Below are 22,662 nucleotides of genomic sequence, written 5' to 3' on the forward strand. Positions count from 1 at the left end.
CTGACCAATAGTGCTAGTGGGTGCAAGCAGAATTACACTAATTCTGTGGACAGACACTCATTTGTGGACAGACACTCATTTGTGGACAGGCACTCATTTGTGGACAGGCACTCATTTGTGGACAGACACTTGTTTTTGGACAGACACTCGTTTGTGGACAGACACTTTCTTTTTGTCACAATCACTAAGTGACTATTGGAGAAGAAAGGTCAGATACGAAAAAGCCCTCTAAAAGAGGGCTTTAAAATTGCGGCGTACAATTTTCATTCTAATTGGACGCCAAGAAGAAGTGCTTACTAATGTTATTTAGTTAGTTAAATCGTCGAAGAACTTTTTCACACCATCAAAGAAACCCTGTGCCTTTGGGCTGTGCTTGCTTGACGCTTTGCCCATCGACTCTTCCAGCTCCTGCAGCAGTTCTTTTTGACGTGCTGACAAGTTGACCGGTGTTTCCACGACCACTTTACACATCAGATCACCCATGGCACCACTTCGAACAGACTTCACACCTTTTCCACGCAGGCGGAACATACGACCCGTTTGCGTTTCTGGGCTAATCTTAAGCTTAACCTTACCGTCTAATGTCGGTACTTCAAGTTCACCACCCAATGCTGCAGTAGTAAAGCTCAGCGGTACTTCACAGTATAGGTTGTTGCCGTCGCGCTTGAAGATGTCGTGCTCGCGAACGTGAACCTGAACGTATAAATCGCCTGGAGGCGCGCCATTTTCACCCGCTTCTCCTTCACCCGATAGGCGAATACGGTCACCCGTATCTACGCCAGCTGGAATTTTAACGTTAAGGGTTTTAGTCTTCTCTTTGCGACCATGACCGTGGCAGCTGTTACATGGATCTTCAATGATCTTGCCCTTGCCCGAACACGTCGGACAGGTTTGCTGTACCGCAAAGAAGCCCTGGCGCATTTGCACCTGACCATTGCCATGACAGGTTGGACAGGTTTTAGGCGATGAGCCTTTTTTCGCTCCTGAGCCATCGCACTCGTCACATTCAACCAGCGTAGGTACGCGAATATCTACGCTTTTACCGCGTACGGCTTCCTCAAGAGACAGCTCTAAGTTATAGCGAAGATCAGAGCCTTGGCGTGCCCGTGATTGACGACCACCGCGGCCACCACCGCCAAAAATATCGCCAAATACGTCACCGAAGATATCACCGAAATCGGCACCACCACCGAAGCCTGCGCCACCGCGATTAGGATCGACGCCAGCGTGACCGTATTGATCGTATGCTGCACGTTTTTGCGAATCTGACAGAATCTCGTAGGCTTCCTGGATTTCTTTAAACTTATCTTCCAGTGCTTTGTCGCCTTGGGTACGATCAGGGTGATATTTCATGGCGAGCTTTTTGTACGCTTTTTTGATTTCGCGTTCACCAGCGCCTTTATCTACCCCGAGTACTTCGTAGTAGTCTCGTTTCGACATATCGTTTACATATCCTACTTTTTGTCGACGGGGTTACCCCATCGAATCTACATCTAAACTGTTGTGAAAATAACCTGAGGAATATTGCAATATCGCCAAGTCATTTACACAACAAAGGCGCAACAAGAAATTCCTGCTGCGCCTGAACTGCTTAATCAGCCCGCCACATTAGCGTTAACGGGCTTATCGCAACAGCTTACTTCTTGTCGTCGTCTTTCACTTCTTCGAACTCAGCGTCAACAACGTCGTCGTCAGCTTTAGCAGAAGCTTGCTGTTCGCCGCCTTCTGCGCCGCCAGCTGCTGCTTGTTGGGCTTGCGCGGCTTCCATCAACTTGCTAGACGCTTGAATAAGTTCTTGCGTTTTCGCTTCGATTTCCGCTTTGTCTTCGCCTTTCACCGCTGTTTCAAGCGCTGATAGTGCTTCTTCAATTGGTGCTTTATCGTCTGCACTTAGTGCATCGCCCACTTCTTCAAGCTGCTTGCGAGTAGCGTGGATCATGCCATCAGCCTGGTTACGTGCTTGAATTAGCTCTTCAAACTTCTTGTCAGCTTCTTTGTTCGCTTCCGCGTCAGCAACCATTTTTTCCACTTCTTCATCGCTTAGGCCTGAAGAGGCTTTGATCGTGATCTTCTGCTCTTTACCTGTGTCTTTGTCTTTCGCAGACACGTGTAGGATACCGTCAGCATCCAGGTCGAAAGTAACTTCGATTTGCGGTACACCGCGCGTTGCCGGACGAATACCTTCTAAGTTGAACTGACCAAGAGACTTGTTGCCGCTTGATTGCTTACGCTCACCCTGTAGTACGTGTACTGTTACCGCAGACTGGTTGTCTTCCGCAGTAGAGAAGGTTTGCGACTTCTTCGTTGGAATAGTCGTGTTCTTCTCGATAAGCACTGTCATTACGCCGCCCATGGTTTCGATACCAAGAGACAGAGGTGTAACGTCTAGAAGTAGTACGTCTTTAACGTCACCAGAAAGTACACCACCTTGAATTGCCGCACCTACTGCTACTGCTTCATCAGGGTTAACGTCTTTACGTGGCTCTTTGCCAAAGAATTCAGTTACATACTTCTGTACTAGTGGCATACGTGTCTGACCACCTACAAGGATGATGTCGTTGATGTCACCCACAGACAGATCAGAATCAGCTAGCGCCTGCTTAAGCGGCTCTAGAGAGTTCTTCACTAGGTCTTCAACCAAAGACTCTAGTTTTGCACGCGTTAGCTTAATGGCTAAGTGCTTAGGACCTGACGCATCAGCTGTGATGTAAGGCAGGTTAACTTCAGTCTGTTGTGAAGAAGACAATTCAATCTTGGCCTTTTCACCGGCTTCTTTAAGACGCTGCATAGCAAGCGGATCTTTACGAAGGTCAATGCCTTGGTCTTTCTTGAATTCTTCAACCAGGTAGTTGATTACACGGTTATCGAAGTCTTCACCACCTAGGTGTGTGTCACCGTTAGTCGCAAGTACTTCAAACGTGTGCTCGCCGTCTACTTCATCAATTTCGATGATAGAGATATCGAACGTACCACCACCTAAGTCATATACTGCAACAACGTTGTCGCCTTGCTTCTTGTCCATGCCGTAAGCAAGGGCAGCCGCTGTAGGCTCGTTGATGATACGCTTAACTTCAAGACCCGCGATACGACCTGCGTCTTTGGTAGCCTGACGCTGAGAGTCGTTAAAGTAAGCAGGAACAGTGATAACTGCGCCAGTCACTTCTTCGCCAAGATAGTCTTCAGCGGTTTTCTTCATCTTTTTAAGTACTTCAGCAGAAATCTGCGGAGGCGCCATTTTCTCGCCTTTCGCTTCTACCCACGCATCACCGTTATCTGCCGCAACAATTTTGTAAGGCATGATGTCGATGTCGCGCTGTACTTCTTTATCTTGAAAACGACGACCGATTAGACGCTTAATTGCGAATAATGTGTTTGTTGGGTTAGTCACTGCCTGACGCTTTGCAGACTGACCTACCAGTGTTTCACCGTCGTTGGTGTACGCGATGATTGATGGCGTTGTACGATCGCCTTCCGCGTTCTCAATTACGCGAGGTTTGTCGCCGTCTAATACTGCGACACATGAATTCGTTGTACCTAAGTCGATACCGATGATTCTACCCATTTCGTGTCTCCGAAAAATTTTTTAATACTGTACTTTTAGTGGGGTTATTCCCCGTGCTTTTCAATACTTACCAGTAAAAAAACTGACTTTTTTGTGTATTTAAAGCAAAAATGTTTATTACGCTTGTGTATCCACACCACCGCTTGGTGCGCGCGATACCATTACCATGGCTGGGCGTAACAAACGGCCGTTAATTTGATAACCCTTCTGCATAACTGCCATTACCGTGTTAGGCGCGAATTCTGCACTTTCTTGCATAGACATAGCCTGGTGCAAGTCAGGGTTAAAGGCTTCACCTTGCGGATCAATAAGGCTTAATCCAAATTTCTCAATAGTGCTTAAGAAAGTTTTGTGGGTCATTTCCACACCTTCTAGAAGCGGCTTGATGGCGTCATTGTCGCTGTCAGTCATTTCGATAGCGCGCTCTAGGTTATCGATAACCGGTAGCAATTCACCAGCGAAACGCTCTAGCGCAAATTTACGCGCTTTTTCCACTTCACCTTCAGCACGACGACGTGCATTTTCAGCTTCAGCGCGGGCGCGAAGTACACCGTCTTGCTGTTCTTTAATTGTGGTTTGAGCCTCCGACAACGCTGTCTCTAACTCGTAGATACGCTGTGCGTTTTCATCTAGTGCTGCACCTTCAGCACCAGACGTTTCTACTTGCGCCTCTTCGGCATTTTGTACAGTTTCATCAACTGTGTTTTCTTGTTCTGCCTGCACGTCGCGATTATCGCTCATGCCTACCTCCAAACGTTTTTCTTAATAAGGCATTGCCCATTGACATTAAAATCATAGGGAATAAGTCTGTTGCGCTTATTTATGGGGCTAGTTTTAAGGTGTTCAAGGGTATCCACATTATTTTTGTGGGTGAAAGTGCGAAAAGTGCTAAAAAATGTGATGCCGTACACAAAACGACGAATAAATTCCCGTTGATAGCGCATAAATCTCAACACCTAAAAGCAAACCAAGTGAAAGCCTTCTGCGCCCTCGCTACGCTGGCGATGCCGTTAATTGATTTGGATTGGGTTGTCTATCCTACCTCGCTGGCATGAATCGATTTTTAACAGTGACCCTATCAAACTCTATTTACTTTTTGTCACTTTCCCCCCTAACATAAACCCACGCTTTTTTGCGGAACTGACAATGAATTCAACACTGCTACTTTTTTGCGCTTATTTTCCCGTGGTACTGCTCATTTGGTTAATGGCCAAAAAACATGGACTGGCAGCCTGCTATGCCTTACCCCTTAGTGCAGCTGTGGTGTATATGCTATGCATGTTGGTATTTCCCTTTGCTCCTATTCTGGTGCATGCCAATGTTATATTGGGTGTGTTACTGGCGGCCACGCCCATTCTTATTATTGCCAGTGCCATTCTTCTTTTTAAGGTGTTAGATAAAACGGGTGCCATGCTGGTGATAAAATCACACCTTAATCAGGTGTCGACTAACGCCGTGGCTCAGCTTGTTATTGTAGGATGGGCCTTTGCTTTTCTTATTGAAGGTGCCAGTGGCTTTGGCACGCCTGCCGCCTTAGCTGCGCCTATTCTGATCGGGCTCGGTTTTGAACCTTTACGTGTTGCGGTATTAGTATTGGCAATGAATTCGGTTCCTGTCTCGTTTGGTGCTGTGGGTACACCCACCTGGTTTGGTTTTTCCCCGCTGGGTTTATCCGAAACAGAACGTTTAGCTATTGGTAAACTATCGGCCATTATTCACATGGTGTGCAGTTTTATTATTCCCTTGTTAGCGTTAAGCGTGCTACTCAGTTGGCGGGTGATCAAAGCCAACTTGCTGTATATCTGGCTTTGCATTAGCGCCACTATGGTACCGTTTCTAGTGGTTTCTTTTTACAGCTATGAATTCCCTTCGCTTATTGGTGGCGCTTGTGGGCTTTTCGCTTCCATTGTATTGGCGAAAAAAGGCGTAGGACTGTCGTCGAGTGTGGGTTCTTCAAACGCGCCAACGGCGGTAAGTGCCAATCACACCAGCAACGTTCACACCATGTCACTAGTAAAGGCCACCTTTCCATTATGGGGTACCATCGCCGTATTGGTACTTACTCGTCTTCCCTCACTGCCATTTAAGGCATGGCTCACTTCAGCAGAACCGGCTATAAGTATGAGCATTGAACATCTCGGTTATTTCTCGCTCAGTGCCTATGGCGCCCTGCAATGGCAATCTATATTGCATACCGGTATAGATTGGCGTTTAAATTTGCTTTATATACCGGCGCTATTACCGTTCTGGCTGGTATCAATGATCATGTTGTTAGTGTGTAAAAGTCGCTTACAGCTAGCCAAAGAGGTGATGTTCTCAACCTTGCTACAAATGCGAAAGCCGATCTTTGCATTAATTGGCGCCTTGGTCTTTGTATCGTTGATGATGATGGGTGGCGCCCATTCTCCTGTGTATTTAATTGGGATCCACCTTGCTGATACCTTTGGGGGGGCCTGGCTGTTTTTCGCCCCGTTTTTAGGTGCGCTAGGGGCCTTTTTCTCAGGCTCTGCAACTATTTCCAATTTAACCTTTGGGGCAATCCAAACCGAGGTGGCTGCCCGTGTTGACTTGCCCCAACAGTTGGTGCTTGCGCTTCAATCTGTAGGCGCCGCGCTAGGTAACATGGTATGTATCAACAATATTGTGGCAGTGGCCAGTGTATTGGGGTTACAAAAAGCAGAAGGGCCGATATTGCGAAAGACCATTGTTCCTATGATGGTGTATGCCGTGTTAGCAGGGAGTACAGGTACCCTCTACTGGTTTTTGTTTATGGCATAGCACAAAAGTACAGCGTGTTGCTGCACTTAAGACAGGGACGGCTTGTAAAAACCGTGTTAATCTCGACTGAGCTAAGCAGTTGTTTTTTAATGGACCTTTTATGCTGAGTATCTGGACAGTCGGCACCCTGGTTGGATTTTATCTTCTCGCGCTTTTTGCCGTGGCGTTTTGGGGTGACAAACGCCTGCGAGATAATCAACAACACCCGGTGTTATACAGTCTGGGCTTAGGGGTACACTGCACGTCGTGGGCGTTTTTTGGCACAACGTCGCAAGCCGTGCAGTACGGCTGGGCCATTATGCCCACTTATTTAGGTATCATCCTGACCATGGCATTTGCCTTTCCGGTGGTGCTTCATATCAGTCGGCTTTGTCAGCAACACCACATCAGTTCGTTGGCCGACCTAATATCTCTGAAATATCAGCACTCCCACCTCATTGCCGCTTGCATTACCTTATTGTGTTTTATTGGCGTTATTCCCTACATTGCGTTGCAATTAGATGCGATCACTAAGTCTATCAATTTGATCACGGGCGGTGCACAAACCAGTAATCCCCAAGTCAGTATCTACGTAGCTGGCCTGATGGCGTTATTTGCGATTCTTTTTGGTACCCGTACTTTAAACCTTACCGACAAGCACCCCGGCTTACTGCTTACCATAGCGTTTGAGTCAGTGGTTAAGCTGGTTGCGCTATGGGCAGTGGGCCTTTTTGTCTGCTTCTCGTTGTTTAATGGTGTGCTGGATCTTGTGGCACAAGCCTCACAACACACGGCGACTCAAGCAGTAATTAATGCCGACAGTGCCCCTTGGGTATATTTGTCGCACATCATGTTGGGTGTGTGCTCGATGTTTGTATTGCCACGGCAATTCCACATGAATTTTGTCGAGCAAAACGGTGAAGGTGAACTGCGCACGGCACGTTGGCTGTTTCCCTTATATTTACTGGGTATGACGGTGTTTCTTATCCCAATTGCCCTTGCCGGAAAAATGTTACTACCGGAGGCCACCAACTCTGACGGATATGTACTGGCCCTGCCCCTTTATGCTGACAATCTGCCATTGTCATCACTGGCCTTCATTGGTGGCTTATCGGCCACCACCAGTATGGTTATTGTGGCAACCCTCGCCATGGGTATTATGATTTCAAATAACGTGGTCACCCCGTTGTGGCTTAAAGCCCGCTTGAAAACCGCACCTGATCATTCAATGCAACCGGGCAATATTCTGACTATTCGACGACTGACTGTGTTAGTGGTACTGAGTATTGCCTTGTGGTATCACCTCAATATTAGTCAGGCCGCACCGCTGGTAAAAAGTGGCGTCATTGCTATTGCCTTGTTGGGTCAATGTTTGCCCGTATTACTGTTTGGTTTGTACTGGTCTAAAAGCACCAAGGCCGCGGCCGTGTGTGGGTTGCTAGCCGGTTTTGTGTGTTGGGCGTGGTTTCTCCTCTACCCCAGTTTACTGTCCAGTTATTATTTTAATGCCCCCCCTACTGACGGTGATTTAGGTGTGGGCTTTGCTTACTCGCTACTTGCCAATTGCCTGATTTTTGTTGTAGTAGCCAGGTTGACCGCCAGAAAAATTAGCACCACAAATCCTGACCAGTTACATCATGAAGCATCAACCCATTTAATGGTAAAAGTGCGCGACTTGATCACGCTTACCGAACGGGTTTTGGATACAGACGCACAGCGCAAACTAACGCAGCAATTATCCGTTGATGTAAATCGAGCGTTTGCCAATGGTTATGCCAGTCAGACGCTGATAGAACGAGTAGAAAAATTACTTGCCGCGCAGGTAGGCGGGCCCAGTGCGCGTATATTGTTAGGGGCCATTGCCGATACGGGAAGCGACACGTTGCCTGAGTTGGTAGATTGGGTAGAAGAAGCCTCACAATCGTTTCAGTTTAATCACGAAGTATTGCAATCGTCGGTTCAAAATATTGAACAAGGTATCAGTGTATTGGACGACAAACTGCAATTGCTGGCCTGGAACGATCGGTATGTCGAGTTATTCAACTACCCAAAAGGCTTTTTAAAAGCTGGCATGCCCATTACCGAAATACTGAATTACAACGCAAGGCGTGGCTTGTTCAGTCCCTCCACGGACGCGATTTCTCACCACCATGCAGCTGACGTAAACAACGAACAGAACAAGGCAAAAGCCACACCTCAAATGCCTGATTTTGCTAACGCTGAATTAATTAGCGCTGAAATAGAGAAACGAGTCAGCTACATGGTTAACGGCAGCCGACATAAGTACGTGCGCAAACAACCTGACGGCAGAGTGATTGAGCTTAACGGCGCACCCCTTCCCGGTGGTGGCTATGTCACTACCTATAGTGACATCACTGAATATATCGCCATTCAAAAAGCATTGGAAAGCGCCAAATCCGATTTGGAAGCACGGGTCATTACCCGCACTGCCGAGTTAGAAGAAGCCAAACGACAGGCCGACAGAGCAAACGAAAGTAAAACCAAGTTTTTAGCTGCCGCCGGGCATGATTTAATGCAGCCTTTTAATGCCGCCACCCTGTTTGCCGCCATGTTAAGCAAAAAGACCGAAGGCAGTGAGCTGGCCAGCTTATCTGAAGGCGTGGTTAACTCGTTGAATAACGCCCAAAGCCTGCTCTCCATGTTGCTGGATATGACCAAACTGGATTCCGGTGTCCTCCACGCACAAAAGACGACCTTTGCAGTGGATGAAGTACTGGCGTCGCTGGTACAGGAATTCAGTATTATTGCCAAACAAAAAGGCATTGAGTTGCGGTATGTTAAAAGTAAAGTGTCTGTCCACTCAGATAAAAACCTGCTTAGACGGGTACTGCAAAACCTGCTATCGAATGCCGTGCGCTATACCACTGAAGGCAAAATTTTGGTGGGTGTACGTCGCCTGAAGGTAACACAGGGTATTAAACGCACCCAGGTTCACCGACAAAATGGCCAGTGTTCAACAAGCCATGACGATGCCATCCGCATACTGGTATGTGATACCGGTACAGGGATAGCAGCCCACCAGCAGCAGGAAATATTCAGTGAATTTCATCAACTGGAAAGCAATAACAGTGGTGAAGGTATTGGGCTTGGGTTAACCATAGTGGATAAAATATGTCGCCTGTTGCAACACCCTGTTGAAGTCACTTCCACCATTAACAAGGGAAGTTGCTTTAGTGTGTGCGTTCCTCGGGTGGCACACATTTACCCATCCCCTTCAGCGACGGCCACTTCTGAACTCTCTTCTAGCCTATCGGTGGAGCCCTCACACGGCTCATCTCCTTTGACACACACCCCGTCTGCAGATTTTTCTGATAGGTCCCGTACATTTTTGCAAGGCCATACTGTGTTGCTAATTGAGAATGACGAACAAGTTGCTCATGCCATGTGCGCATTACTGGCAGACTGGGGAGCCACGGTACAGTGGGTTAAAAATCAGCAAGAAGCCCTGGAGGCCACAACAAACCAGTGCGACATACTGATTGCTGATTATCACCTTAATTATGGTGAGAAAGGGGCCGATGTTGCTAGAGCGCTTTACGACAATGGCGTGACATTTCGCTTAAGCCTACTGATAACCGCAAATCGAACGAATGAAATACGCGAAGAGGCCGCTGCCCTTGGCATGGCCTATTTGCCCAAACCCGTTAAACCAGCGGCACTCAAACGCTTACTTAAGCAAGCGCTAGACTAATTACAACATGTTGTGCCTTAAGCTTAATCCACATGCATGGCGTGTTTAAAGGCAATACCTGCTTTGGTGCGGTTTATCACCCCCAGCTTTTTAAGTACTGCTGATACATGCTGCTTCACCGTCGATTCAGAAATAGCCAATTCGTAGGCAATCTGTTTGTTGAGCAGTCCATCAGCCACCATCCGCAACACTTTAAGCTGGTGGGGCGTCAGCTGACGTAATCTGGCATTAAAATCTTCACTGGTCGTATCGCCAGACGGACTATTTTGAATATGAGCAGGAACCCAGGTTTCGCCATCCAGCACCTTATTGACTGCATCGACAATGCAATCTACCGACGCAGATTTAGGAATAAAACCACTTGCCCCAAGTGCAAGTGCTTTCTCCACTATTAGCGGATTTTCCTGTGCGGTGACAATAACCACTAATACGTCTGGGTATAGTGCGTGAATTTCTGTTAACCCGTGCAAACCATCATTGCCTGGCATGGTAAGATCTAAAAACACGATGTCGATGGTATTGTCTTGCTGCAACACAGCAAGGGTGTCTGGGTAGGTCGACGCCTCTGCCAGTTCCAGATTTTGCATACTCTGAAGGGCGTGGCTCATGGCTGCGCGAAACAAAGGATGGTCATCGGCGATAAGAATTTTTACAGACATGTTGGCAATACAATGGTGTTGGTTGTTGTAACAAGATTGTTAATTATCATACTACCACGTCACCCCTAAAGGTATAGCTGAAAGTTTGTACCATGCTTTATTACTGCGCTGTGCTGAGCAGTGCTTAATGGGTAATATGCATATGAAGGTATCATCAAACGTATCGTCAAAACACAAAAGCCCACACCTTGCGATGTGGGCTGATGTAAGTTTTCTCGTTAGCGATTAAAAGCGATAGCCTACCGTGAGGTGAACCGTACGCGGATCGCCATAGTAGCCTATCAAGGTGGTATCGCCCCCTAGGCCCGGACCATAATTACCTGCATCGTCACGGGTAACAAAGTCATAACCACCCACCAGATATTCTTCGTCCGTCAGGTTCTTCACATGTAACCCGGCATACCAATCTCCTTCTACGCTTTCCCAACGCGCGCTTAAATTCACCATGCCATACGCGTCTTGTTGGATAAGATCACTGGTTTCAAACAGTAAATAGTCACCGCGATAATAGTAGTTAGCGTTAAACGAAATATCGCCAAAGTCGGTTTCTAGTAAGTAATTTGCGTTGAAATTAAAGGTATTTTCAGGCGTACTTGCTAGACCAATCAGCGGCGGTATCGCATTGTTTTTCTTAATTTCAAAGTCGATATAGCCATAGGCTACGTCAAACTGTAAATTGTCTGTGGCTACCCAAGTCGCTTCAAGCTCAAGACCTTTTGCCGCGGTTTCAGCGGCATTACGCAAACGCTGATCCAGTGCGGTAGGGTCAGATGAATCCCCTTCTATTCCAATGTATTGTCTGTCTTTGTGGTCGTAAGAGAACAAGGTCACGTTCATGCGCAGTGCATCACTGAGATCGCTTTTCACACCCAGCTCGAAACTATCCACCACTTCAGGCTCTACACCCGGCTCATTGGTTTGTGCTCTTGGGTTAAATGTGCCCGATTTAAAGCCTTGAGAATAGCTGGCAAAGAACATAGTATCGCGGTTCATTTGATACTCGACCCCCACCCGTGGCGTAAAGCGCGACCAGCTTTGTACTGCTGGCGCGTCTAACGTGCCATCGCCATTGGAATCGCTACCCAGTACTTGCGGTACTAACTGACCATCCGGGCGCACATAGCCGTCAACCCAGTCAGTGTAGGGGTATACGTTGTCAAAGATTAAACCGTTATTCACCACCGCTGACTTTTCTTCGTCAGTGTAACGAGCACCTAATGATAGCGACACTTTATCTGTGATGTCGTAATTCAACTGCGCATAAGCAGCCCAGCTTTCAGAGTTATTACAGCCTGTGACTTCACGGGTTAAGCCCGGCGCACCTAGTGATGCACCTAGTATGCCCAACACTGCATCAAAATTACCGCAACTTTCACCGTCATAAAAATACACGCCCGATACCAAGGAGTACTGTTCACCGGTATAGTTCGCCTGCAGTTCATGGGTATCATTGCTGTCATCATATTCTGCTGGCACATCGAAAATGGGTAACGGCGTATTGTCAAAATCGATGTTGGTGGGTGAATAACTTTCGCGATGTGAACCAATGTATTTCAGTTCTAAATTATCCGAAACGTTGTAACGAGCTAGCCAGTTATAACCTTCTAATTCTACCTTGTTCCAGGTTGGCAGGCTGGTGTAAGAATCGTACACCGAATCGGGTACTGGCGCGTCAGTTAAGATACTGGGCAGTAGTCGATATCCCCCTTTGGCATTTGATGTATCTTCGGTTTTGTCCCAACCAATGCGGAAAAAGAGGTCTTCGCTAGGATGCACTTCAAGGGTTACCCGTGCTGCCCATAAATCTTTGTTGTAGTTTTCTTTGTCTTGATTCGGCAGTGCGCTGATAAGATATTCACCGAACCCATCACGGTTTAAATTGGCATAACCCACACCTAAATAAACCGTGTCCTCAACCAGTGGGATTTGCCCGGTAAGTTTGATATCTCGTTGACTATAGCTGCCTACAGTAGCCTCCACATTAACGTGAGTATCCCCTGTCATCTCTTTGGTCACGTATTTTACTGCGCCACCAATGGTGTTTTTGCCGTATAGCGTACCTTGTGGCCCGCGCAATACCTCGATGCGCTGCACATCCAATAAATCTAGCACCGCCCCTTGTGGCCGGGCAATGTAGACGTCATCAACATAGATTCCGACACCAGGCTCATAACCCCACAGTGGATCTTGTTGTCCAAGCCCGCGAATAAACGCGGTAAGTGTAGAGTTGGTACCGCGGCTAGTCTGTAATGTGGTATTTGGAGAGAACTGTTGGATTTCAGTAAGCACACTAATACCCTTTTCACCAAGCTCGGTTGCTCCTACTGACGTGATGGCAACGGGCGTTTCCTGCAGTGATTCAACGGTTTTACGCGCGGTAACTTCAATGCGCTCCAGCTTGCCTTTTTCTGCGTCTGCTGTAGTTTCGGCTTCCTGCGCGAGCACAGGCACAGAAACCAACCCTGCCGCGACTGCCATGGCACAAAGGCTGTGACGCATAATAGAAGAAGTACCGTTCCCGCTCTTATTGAGTGAAGCGAAACCTTGTGTATGTGTTGATAGTGACATAGTGATTCCTTTTTTGTTTTAGATTTTGTTCACTGCCGGATGTGTAGCCTACGGTCAAAATCACTTTAGTTAATTATTTGTTAACAGTATGTAGTACCATCGTACTATGGGATTTTGTTAAAAGTAACGTCAAACTCTGCATCTCAATTCAATTGCTTTTTATTTGATTTGTATGAGTTTTCCCTGTTTTACCCTGCAAAGCAGGCACAGGCATTCTCATCATTGCATATCAACTTAACTGTTCCGGATCATCTGCGGTCACAGATTTTTAAGGAAAATAACTATGTTAAGTATGATTGGCTTAGTAGGCGGGTTGTTGTTGCTTATTGTATTGACAATACGCGGCATGAATTTGTTTATTGCGGCGCCATTGTGCGCACTACTGGTCGCACTCACCAACAACATTGCCGTGTTCACTGGCGACGTAAACTTTGTACAAACCTACATGAGTGGGTTTTCAGGGTTTATCGCATCGTGGTTTTTCATGTTCTTGCTGGGGGCGTTATTCGGCAAGTTTATGGAAGACACCGGGGCGGCTGATGCAGTTTCTCGCTGGATTGTGACAAAGATAGGTTACAAGCGTGCTGTGCTTGCCGTGGTACTGGCTTGTGCCATTTTAACTTATGGCGGTGTGAGTGTATTTGTGGTGGCCTTTTCGGTCTACCCCATGGCAGTGAGTTTATTCAAAGACGCGAACCTGCCGCGACGCTTTATACCTGCAGCTATGGCCTTTGGCTCGGTCACTTTTACAATGACCTCTGCGGGATCGCCTGAAATTCAAAACTGGATCCCAATAAAATACTTAGGTACCTCGCCTTTTGCCGCGTGGGAAGTAAGTTTAGTGGTTGCCGTGTTTATGGCGGTATTTGGCTACTGGTGGCTGGCGAAGATGATCCGCAAAGCGGTAAATAACGGCGAAGTATTTGAAAGTCGCACTAGCGACCCTGAAGTACGCGAGCGAGAATTGCCCCACCCGCTCACCGGTATTATTCCGCTTATTGTGGTACTGATAATTTCTTTTATGTTCCATGAAGCGTTGGCGCAGTTGGCACTTATATTAGCCTTAGGCGGCGGGGTACTGTGCTTATTAGTGATCAACTACAAACACTTTCACAGCTTACCGGTAGCGGTCAACGCTGGCACCACCGGGGCATTAATTGCCATAGGCAACACGGCGGCGGTGGTTGGATTTGGTGCCATTGCTAAAAATACCGATGCCTTTCAGCAAACCGTGGCGCTAATGACGCAAATACCTGGCAATGAATTAATTGGCGCTGCCATCGCCGTAAGCGTGATTGCCGGTTTAACTGGCAGTGCATCAGGGGGACAGGCGATTGCGCTGCCCTTAGTCGCACCGCATTATCTTGATCAAGGCGTACAGCCCGATCAGCTACACCGCATTGTGTCTATCTCATCGGGTGCGTTAGACTCGTTACCGCATAACGGTTATGTAGTGACTACCATCCGCGCCATTTGTCATGAAACTCACCAAGCCGCTTATTGGGCTGTGGGGGCATTGACCGTGGTGGTGCCACTCATAGGGCTTGCTATGGCTATTGGTTTGTTTAGCGTTTTGTAAAAAGGACAACACATGGGTTTACAGTTTTCGGTTAGGCAAATTATGCGGCACTATTCGCGCAGCGTTTGGCTTGCGCTGCTTATAGTAACAGCCAGTCAGCCCGTACTGGCAAACAGTAACGTGGCAGACACCTTGTGGGTAGAAAAACAGACCTTTACCATGGCGTCATTCACCACCTTTGGTGGCAAAACCATTCGCGATGTTAAAGTGGGCTGGGAAGCCTACGGGCAACTTAACGACACCAAAAGTAACGTTATTTTGATCACCCATTACTTTTCAGGTACGTCCCATGCGGCAGGTAAATACCAGGAGACCGACCCTGCTCCTGGTTACTGGGATAGCCTCATCGGGCCAGGTAAAGCGATTGATACCAACCGCTATTATGTAGTGAGCGTCGATACACTGGTTAACTTAAATGCCTATGATGAGAACGTGATTACCACAGGGCCGGCATCTATTAACCCTGATACTGGGAAGCCTTATGGGCTGGACTTTCCCGTGGTCACTATACGCGACTTTGTAAACGTGCAAAAAGCCTTATTGGAAAGCTTGGGCATTGCTAAACTGCATGCGGTAGTGGGCCCTTCTATGGGCTCGATGCAAGCCATAGAATGGGTCAGTGCTTATCCAGATTGGGTGGAGCGCATGGTTTCGGTGATTGGCACCGGTGAAAGCGACGCCTGGACAGTCGCCGCGCTAGAACATTGGGCAACCCCAATAAAATTGGACAGACACTGGAATAACGGCAATTACGGCAACACCACTCAACCTGTTGATGGATTGGCCGCCTCGTTAATGTTAATTACACAAAACGCCCTGACACCGGATTTTTTCAATACGGTGGGTAAAAACCTTAAATTCAGTAATATTGAGCAAGGCCCTCTTAATGACATCAATGACACTCACTCAATTGTCGCATGGCTTAAACAACGGGCATACCAGCGCAGTAAACATATGGATGCCAACCATTTACTGTATTTGGTACGCGCCTGCCAATTGTTTGTCACGGGCCATCAAGATAGTCTTGAAAAAGGACTTGCCGAAATTAGCGCCAACACATTGTTTATCCCATCTCAGACCGATTTATTGTTGATGCCTTATTTGTCTGAGGATGTGCATCAGGCACTTGCTACTTTAGGTAACAACACACGCCTTACTCATCTGTCAGGGCAATTGGGGCATTTAGAAGGTGTAACAAATATTTCCGCGCAAGCTGAGGCGATTAAGGCCTTCTTAGATTCAGAATTAAAGGAAAGGTTATGACAAACAACAAAATGGAACGCGACGCGCTTTTTACAAGGGTGACCAACGGCAACTTACGCCAACCAGGGGTTCCGCGTTTGGGCTCAACCAAGTTACGCCAGGCCATTCACACTACCCTGCTGTGTTTATCTGCCATGAGCGTGTGCGCGTATAGTGAAGCACAGCAAAGTACTGCTGATACAACGAAAAGTAACCACGTTCCTGCGCTGCGACTCGATTTAAGTGACGTGACCGTATCTGGGCTGTCGTCAGGAGGCTACATGGCCACCCAATTTCAGCTTGCTCATAGCGACTGGGTAAAGGGCGTGGGAGTGCTGGCTGCTGGCCCTTATTATTGTGCGCAAGGTGACATTACCACCGCACTGTCGCAATGCGTAAATAAAATAGAGGGCGAAATAGATTTAGAAAAGCTGCAACAGCAAGCCGAAGCCTACGCCGCACAAGGTAAAATTGCCCCTTTACGTCACATGAAAGATGCGAAAATATGGTTATTTCGCGGCACCCATGATATGAGAGTAAGTAAAGAAGTTAACAACCTCTTGTACCAACAATATCAAAAGTGGACAGACACACAAAACATCACCTACGTAAACGACAAGCCCATGGCGCATCTGTTCCCCACTACGTCAAGGGGCGTCAATTGTATTCAGACAGAAAGTCCCTACATTGGCAATTGCGACTACGATGCGGCTGGCGACATGCTTTCACACCTTCTTGACGGCTTAACTGCACCTGACACCGCGCTAAGCGGTACCGTGTATACAATCGATCAACAACGCATAGCCGGTGATGATGCCAAAACACTGGCAAGCGAAGGCTTTGTGTATGTACCTGAAAGCTGCGCACAAGGTGAACAGTGCCGTGCTCACATCAGTTTTCACGGCTGTAACCAATACGCCGATGTCGTGGGTGATGCCTATGTGACCCAAACCGGTATTAATGAATGGGCCGACGATAACCGCATTGTGGTGCTTTACCCGCAAACTAAAAAGTCGTTATTTATGCCGCTTAACCCACAGGGCTGCTGGGATTGGTGGGGATATTCATCCAGCGATTACGCCAACAGAGACGGTGTGCAGATTAGCGCAGTAAAACAAATGCTGGTGTCGCTTAACACCTTACCTGCAACAATGCCTGACCAAGCAAGCCCGCAGCAGACATCAACCGTGGAGAATAAAGATGACTAAACGCACAGTATTTATTACTGGCGGCGCCAGTGGCATTGGTTTTGGCATTGCAGAAGCCATGGTAAAACAAGGCCATCACGTGATTATTGCTGATATTAACGAAGGCGCAGCACAAGAAGCGGCGGCTAAACTGGCACGTAACAATGGCTCGGCAAGTGCCATAGCGGTTGACGTGTGCAATGCAGCGCAGGTGGCTGCGTTACCTGACGCGTTAGGCGACATTACTGTTGATGTACTTATTAACAATGCGGGTATTCAGCATATATCGCGACTGGAAGACTTTCCCGCCGACAAGTGGCAGCAGCTCATCAACATTATGCTAGTCGGCCCGGCCTTGTTAACTCAGGCCTTTTTGCCCGCAATGCGAGAGCAGAATTTTGGACGTATCATTAACGTGGGGTCTATTCACTCTATTGTAGCGTCGCCGTTTAAATCGGCCTATGTTGCCGCAAAACACGGTCTTTTGGGTTTTGCCAAAACCATTGCATTGGAAACCGGAGACTGTGACGTCACTATAAATACGTTGTGCCCTGCCTATGTCAAAACGCCTTTAGTCGAGCAACAGATTGCCGCTCAGGCCAAAGAGAACAACCTTACCGAGGAAGAAGTAGTAAGCAAAATCATGCTAGAGCCTATGCCTAAAAAACAGTTCATCAGCGTGACAGAACTTGCCGACACAGCGAGCTTTTTGATGTCATCGAGTGCGCGTAACATTACCGGGCAAACCATGATTTTAGATGGTGGATGGACAGCCAGGTAGTTTACTTGGCTTTCCCTGACAACGTTAGTTCAAGCTATATTGAAGAACAAAATTTAACGTCACTGTGCTCTTCTAACCCCTCCATGTTATTGAAGTACACTTTCAAATCTGAGCTATTTTCCACTGGGGTATTGATCATTTCGATGCCTAACCAACCATCCCTTGAGAAGTTTTTAATTGCATACAATGCTTCATCTGCATAGCTTAAGGCTTGAGAAAATGTGACACCACAACTTTGTTCATTACCTGGGTAACAGTAAAATCCAGTAGAGCAAGTCATAGAGATGAATTGTTCATCGCTATATTTAAACTTATGCTTTCGAATTACTTGTGTTATTCGAACCACTAGCTTCTTCGTTTCTATTATATTTGTGTACGGCGAAAGAATGATGAATTCCTCTCCCCCCCACCTAATAATATAATCAGATGACCGACAAACACTTTTGAGTAACCTAGCAAACTCTTTTAAAACGAAATCTCCAACGTCATGCCCATATTTATCATTCACCTGTTTAAAATGATCTAAGTCGACTATATAAACTGCAATACCTGACTGAGAGTCTTCACTAAATCGGCGTTTGGTTTGCTCCCATATTGTTTCAATATGAGCTTCTAAAAAATGTCTATTATTTAACCCTGTCAACTGGTCAGTAATAGCCATATTTTCCAACGCCAACTTCTGCTCTTGTATTTTCTTTGTTCTCTTTTTGACAGCAGCTTCTAGTTTTTGATTGCTGTCTTTAAGCATTTTCAACCTAATTCGATAGGAAAAATAAAACAATCCCACAAAAAGACCGAAAATGAGAAATTTAAACACATTAGTTTCATAAAAATATGGAGATATTTTGAAAGAATAAACAATTGGCTCACTCCATTGTGAGTTATAGCTGGAAGCTTGAATTGCTAGCGTGTATTCGCCCGGAGGTAGGTTTGTGTAGTTTATATTTCTTCTACTAGAGTTTACTTGAGTAAATTCTTTGTCAAAGCCTTCTAGCCGATATCTGTAATGCATGTCTTCAGGTGAATAGAAATTACTGGATGCAACGCTGAGTGCTAACTTCCTCTCTTCATTTATATTTTGAATATTCGAATGAATTTCACTTATAAATGGAGAGTAATTTCCCTCCCCCCAAAACACTTGGCTAGCTTCTATAGCAGTAATACCTGTCTGTCCACCATTAAAAAGCAGAGTGCCATTTTGTAGTTTAACATAGGCGCCAATAAAATAGCTTTCCGCTGCGCCTTGACTTTCACCCAGCACTTTAACTTTTCCCGTTGTGGGAGAAAACCGATTTAACCCTCTAGAGGTTGGAATCCAAAGAAAGTGCTCTTCATCTTCAATGGGACCAGTCATAACACTCGAAGAAAACCCATCAGCTTCAGAGTAATGTTTATATTTATTTTCTAGAATTGAATCACCAACATGAAGGTTTAATCCACCTGAACTCGCTACCCAAAATTGACCTCGCGAATCGATGAGCCCCCCAGTAGTGGAACTATGCGATATATTATCTTTCGTACCCGGCTTATGTACAGTTAACGAGAAGTTATCCTTATTTATGATATATAGCCCGTTTGTCGTAAAAGCCATCATATATTTTTCAATTTCATAAAAAGAATATGTTCGTTGAGCAGGAATATATTTAATTAATGCCCCAGTTATCAAATTAAACACACTGATACCGTCAGACGAATTTGAGCCGACCCACAATTGGTCTTGTCCGTCTATATGAATTCCATAAGCGCCTTTATATTTGTCAAAAGGAATAAAACTAGAGAATTCTTTTTTGACGGTATCAAATATTGTTATACCTTTTTTTGTAGTGCTATAAACTTTGTTGCGCTTATGGTCGAATGCTAAACCATAGGTAATGGATGATTTAAATTCATCGGGTTCAGAAAAAGCAGTCATTTTTCCCTTTTGAAAATCGAGCTTAATTATGGCTTCTTTGCCACCTAGCCACACTTCATCACTTTTACCAACTGTCATCGCTATGGTTCTGGCTCCCCCTGGAATTAACTCTCCCATTACTGGGATGGTGGCAATATGACTATTGTTTGGTGAATATAAATAAACTCCAGTATCGTGACTGCCTATCCATACGAGATTTTCTTTATCTACAAATACTGAAGTTAGGTAATCAGTATCCAATCCTCTGTACTGATGGTTTTTCATTGTAAGGTGCAACACTTCCTCTTCACCTTTTTTAAACAATAAAAGTCCGTTAGTAGACGCAACCCAGATCGTTCCATTTTTGTCTTTTTTTATACTGCGAATGTCATTATCTTTTGGCCCTTTTTCGCTCTTGAAAACGGATTTTTCTGCTAGAGAATATCGGTATAAACCGCTGTTAGTCGTACCCAAATAAATACTATCTTCTGTCACCAGAAAAGCTTGCAACGAAGTAGTAGCTCCTGTTTTTTCTTCAAATGAAAGGATTTTTTCCGCATTAAAATTATCGTGAATTTTGTAGACAGACTTTTCTGTTAACACGTAGTTTTCTTCGTCTGTATTGATACCAACAATTCTATTTTCTTGTAGCGCGAACGGATCATTCTGGTGACTTTTTACTTTCACGAGCTTAGAAGAGTCGAAAAAATAGATAAACAACCCATCATCAGTGCCTATCCAAATATTACCATTGGGTGCAGAATGTATAGCGTTTATGTAGCCTTTATCTAGAGGTTGCAGTGACTTATGATATGTACCCGCGCGAAATACTTTTGAATTACTTACATTGACAATATTTAACCCGTTATTCGTACCAACCCAAATATTGCCGTAATTATCAACATCTAAAGAACCGATGTAATTTGAAGACAAAGAGTTAACATTCCCTGAGATGTTTTTAATTATTGTTTTATCGTAGCCATCAAACCTGATTAAACCGTTTTGAGTTCCAATCCATATGGCGCCAATTTCATCTTGAGTTAGTGACGTTGTTGTATACTTTATCCCTTTATGTTTAAAGTTTTTAAATTTGTATTTATATTGCTCTAATTCAAGAGGCGTTTCGGCAGCCTTTGCAGGCACTAACATAAGAAAAAGAAAACAAAGAAGCAGTTGAAATTTTATTATCATCTTATTTTTAGTTTTTAGTTTTTAGTTTTTAGTTTTTAGTTTTTAGTTTTTAGTTTTTAGTTTTTAGTTTGAAAATAAGTTAACGAATAAATATGTAACAAGAAAATATAGCAAGAGGATATTGCTATATTTAAGCTGCTACTAATATCAGTTTATCTAGTAATCACCTTATTCTTTCCACCTTTTTTGGCGTCTAACATGGCATCGTCTGCATCTTGCAGCATTTCATTAGGCGTTTGGTGTTGCTCTTTTAATCCCGCCACACCAACACTAATTGTGATTTTGTGAGTCACGCCTTCGTGAACGAAAGAGAAATTCTCTACCGCTTCTCGAAGCCGTTCAGCTAATAATGAAGCGTCTTTAATATCACTTTCAGGTAACAACACCACAAACTCTTCACCGCCCCATCGACAGGCAATATCGCTATCTCTCAGGCTTTTTTGGAAAATACCAGCCACTTTTTTTAGCACCATATCGCCAACCAAGTGACTGTATCTATCATTAAAGTTTTTAAAGTTATCTATATCAACAAATAAAATACTTAAACTTGTTCCGTACCTTACCGCTCTTTCGAACTCTCTTAACAGCACTGACTCAAGGTACCGACGGTTATTTAATGCGGTTAAACTATCGGTATGAGAAATATGATTGAGTTCATCTATGAGCTGATTTTTTTCGGTAATATCTCTGATAAATGCAGTCATTTCTGTTTTACCATCAACATTAATTTTAGCAATGGTGATTTCCAGTGGAACCTGCTGACCATTTGCTTTTACGCCCATAACGGATGCTCTTAAATGCATAGGGCGAGATGCCACCTCGGCATTTTTAAAGCTCTGTACATATTCAGGGTGTTTGTGTCTGAAAGCGGCTGGGATCAAGTTACTAAGAGGCTTCCCCTCCAGCTCATTGGTACCAAATATTTTTTTTGCTGCATTATTGGCTAATAGGATATTTTGGTCTTCATCAATAGATATAATGCCTTCATAGGCATTGGTAACAATAGCTTCATACCTACTTTCAGTTTTTGTTACAGCTTTAACGAGAGTTGTATTTTCAGTCGACCTAACGAGCGTTACCATGACTCTCTGATGACCGTTGTCATTGTTAATACAAGGCGCTACGAAACCGTTCCAGCAGTGATTTGTTTCACACTGGGATTCAGCCAGTGTAAATTGTTGTGATAATTTAGTTTCTAAAGCCCTAGAACATGCATCCCGCATTGGCGTGGTTATATGCTGAGGAAATATCGCTGCCAGATTATTTCCCTTAGCGGTACGTGTAGGCACACCCGTTGCCTCGGCAAATAATTCATTAGCAATGCTTAGTCTGAAGCAATCTTCCACCGCACGTTCAAAAATTGCCACTGGCGCACAAACCAAATTCACAGCGTCTGCTAACGCATGATGTGATGCACTGCTAAACATGTATAACCTCGCCCTGGCAACTTAACTGAGAACAGTTAACTATATAACACAATTCAATAAACTATATGAATAACCCAAATTTTTTCTATTAATCTCCTTCAAATAG

The 22,662-nt window shown here is 45.3% G+C and carries 14 protein-coding genes; 7 read left to right on the forward strand and 7 right to left on the reverse strand.

What is annotated here, in order from left to right:
* Positions 1-306 precede the first annotated feature (306 nt).
* The 3 genes from dnaJ to grpE form a co-directional block, all read right to left on the reverse strand.
* Positions 307-1,440, reverse strand: coding sequence for a molecular chaperone DnaJ (dnaJ, locus tag ACMCM8_RS09950; protein WP_412722488.1), 1,134 nt, complete (start codon positions 1,438-1,440; stop codon positions 307-309).
* A gap of 196 nt (positions 1,441-1,636) precedes the next feature.
* The gene (gene dnaK / locus ACMCM8_RS09955) at positions 1,637-3,562 is read right to left on the reverse strand and encodes a molecular chaperone DnaK (RefSeq protein WP_412722489.1); all 1,926 of its coding nucleotides are present in this window, start codon (positions 3,560-3,562) and stop codon (positions 1,637-1,639) included.
* Positions 3,563-3,679: 117 nt separating this feature from the next.
* Positions 3,680-4,303 (reverse strand): nucleotide exchange factor GrpE, encoded by a 624-nt coding sequence (gene grpE / locus ACMCM8_RS09960; protein WP_412722490.1) that lies wholly within the window; start codon positions 4,301-4,303, stop codon positions 3,680-3,682.
* A gap of 98 nt (positions 4,304-4,401) precedes the next feature.
* Between grpE and ACMCM8_RS09965 the strand changes: the two genes are divergently transcribed.
* From ACMCM8_RS09965 to ACMCM8_RS09975, 3 genes are all read left to right on the forward strand, one after another.
* The gene (locus tag ACMCM8_RS09965) at positions 4,402-4,617 is read left to right on the forward strand and encodes a hypothetical protein (protein WP_412722491.1); all 216 of its coding nucleotides are present in this window, start codon (positions 4,402-4,404) and stop codon (positions 4,615-4,617) included.
* Between the two features lie 91 nt (positions 4,618-4,708).
* On the forward strand, positions 4,709-6,340 hold the full coding sequence (locus ACMCM8_RS09970; RefSeq protein ID WP_412722492.1) for an L-lactate permease: 1,632 nt from the start codon (positions 4,709-4,711) through the stop codon (positions 6,338-6,340).
* Between the two features lie 100 nt (positions 6,341-6,440).
* Complete coding sequence (locus ACMCM8_RS09975; protein ID WP_412722493.1) at positions 6,441-10,031, forward strand: hybrid sensor histidine kinase/response regulator; 3,591 nt, start codon at positions 6,441-6,443, stop codon at positions 10,029-10,031.
* A 23-nt stretch (positions 10,032-10,054) separates the two neighbouring features.
* Here the strand turns inward: ACMCM8_RS09975 and ACMCM8_RS09980 are convergent, their stop codons facing one another.
* Together ACMCM8_RS09980 and ACMCM8_RS09985 are read right to left on the reverse strand one after the other, a co-directional pair.
* Positions 10,055-10,690: a response regulator transcription factor gene (locus ACMCM8_RS09980; RefSeq protein ID WP_412722494.1), complete on the reverse strand. Its 636-nt coding sequence runs from the start codon at positions 10,688-10,690 to the stop codon at positions 10,055-10,057.
* Between the two features lie 225 nt (positions 10,691-10,915).
* Positions 10,916-13,189: a TonB-dependent receptor gene (locus ACMCM8_RS09985; protein ID WP_412727676.1), complete on the reverse strand. Its 2,274-nt coding sequence runs from the start codon at positions 13,187-13,189 to the stop codon at positions 10,916-10,918.
* A 352-nt stretch (positions 13,190-13,541) separates the two neighbouring features.
* Between ACMCM8_RS09985 and ACMCM8_RS09990 the strand changes: the two genes are divergently transcribed.
* From ACMCM8_RS09990 to ACMCM8_RS10005, 4 genes are all read left to right on the forward strand, one after another.
* The gene (locus ACMCM8_RS09990; RefSeq protein ID WP_412722495.1) at positions 13,542-14,837 is read left to right on the forward strand and encodes a GntP family permease; all 1,296 of its coding nucleotides are present in this window, start codon (positions 13,542-13,544) and stop codon (positions 14,835-14,837) included.
* 12 nt (positions 14,838-14,849) lie between these two features.
* On the forward strand, positions 14,850-16,100 hold the full coding sequence (locus ACMCM8_RS09995; protein WP_412722496.1) for an E22 family MetX-like putative esterase: 1,251 nt from the start codon (positions 14,850-14,852) through the stop codon (positions 16,098-16,100).
* A 134-nt stretch (positions 16,101-16,234) separates the two neighbouring features.
* Entirely contained in the window at positions 16,235-17,287 is a 1,053-nt protein-coding gene (locus tag ACMCM8_RS10000) for an extracellular catalytic domain type 2 short-chain-length polyhydroxyalkanoate depolymerase (protein ID WP_412727678.1), read from the forward strand.
* Positions 17,280-18,047: a 3-hydroxybutyrate dehydrogenase gene (locus ACMCM8_RS10005; RefSeq protein ID WP_412722497.1), complete on the forward strand. Its 768-nt coding sequence runs from the start codon at positions 17,280-17,282 to the stop codon at positions 18,045-18,047. The genes ACMCM8_RS10000 and ACMCM8_RS10005 overlap by 8 nt, the downstream gene beginning before the upstream one ends.
* A 34-nt stretch (positions 18,048-18,081) precedes the next feature.
* Here the strand turns inward: ACMCM8_RS10005 and ACMCM8_RS10010 are convergent, their stop codons facing one another.
* Together ACMCM8_RS10010 and ACMCM8_RS10015 are read right to left on the reverse strand one after the other, a co-directional pair.
* Positions 18,082-21,087, reverse strand: coding sequence for a ligand-binding sensor domain-containing protein (locus tag ACMCM8_RS10010; RefSeq protein ID WP_412722498.1), 3,006 nt, complete (start codon positions 21,085-21,087; stop codon positions 18,082-18,084).
* 194 nt (positions 21,088-21,281) lie between these two features.
* The gene (locus ACMCM8_RS10015; protein ID WP_412722499.1) at positions 21,282-22,496 is read right to left on the reverse strand and encodes a sensor domain-containing diguanylate cyclase; all 1,215 of its coding nucleotides are present in this window, start codon (positions 22,494-22,496) and stop codon (positions 21,282-21,284) included.
* Positions 22,497-22,662 lie beyond the last annotated feature (166 nt).

Source organism: Alteromonas sp. D210916BOD_24 (assembly GCF_047159385.1).
Classification (GTDB): Bacteria; Pseudomonadota; Gammaproteobacteria; order Enterobacterales; family Alteromonadaceae; genus Alteromonas.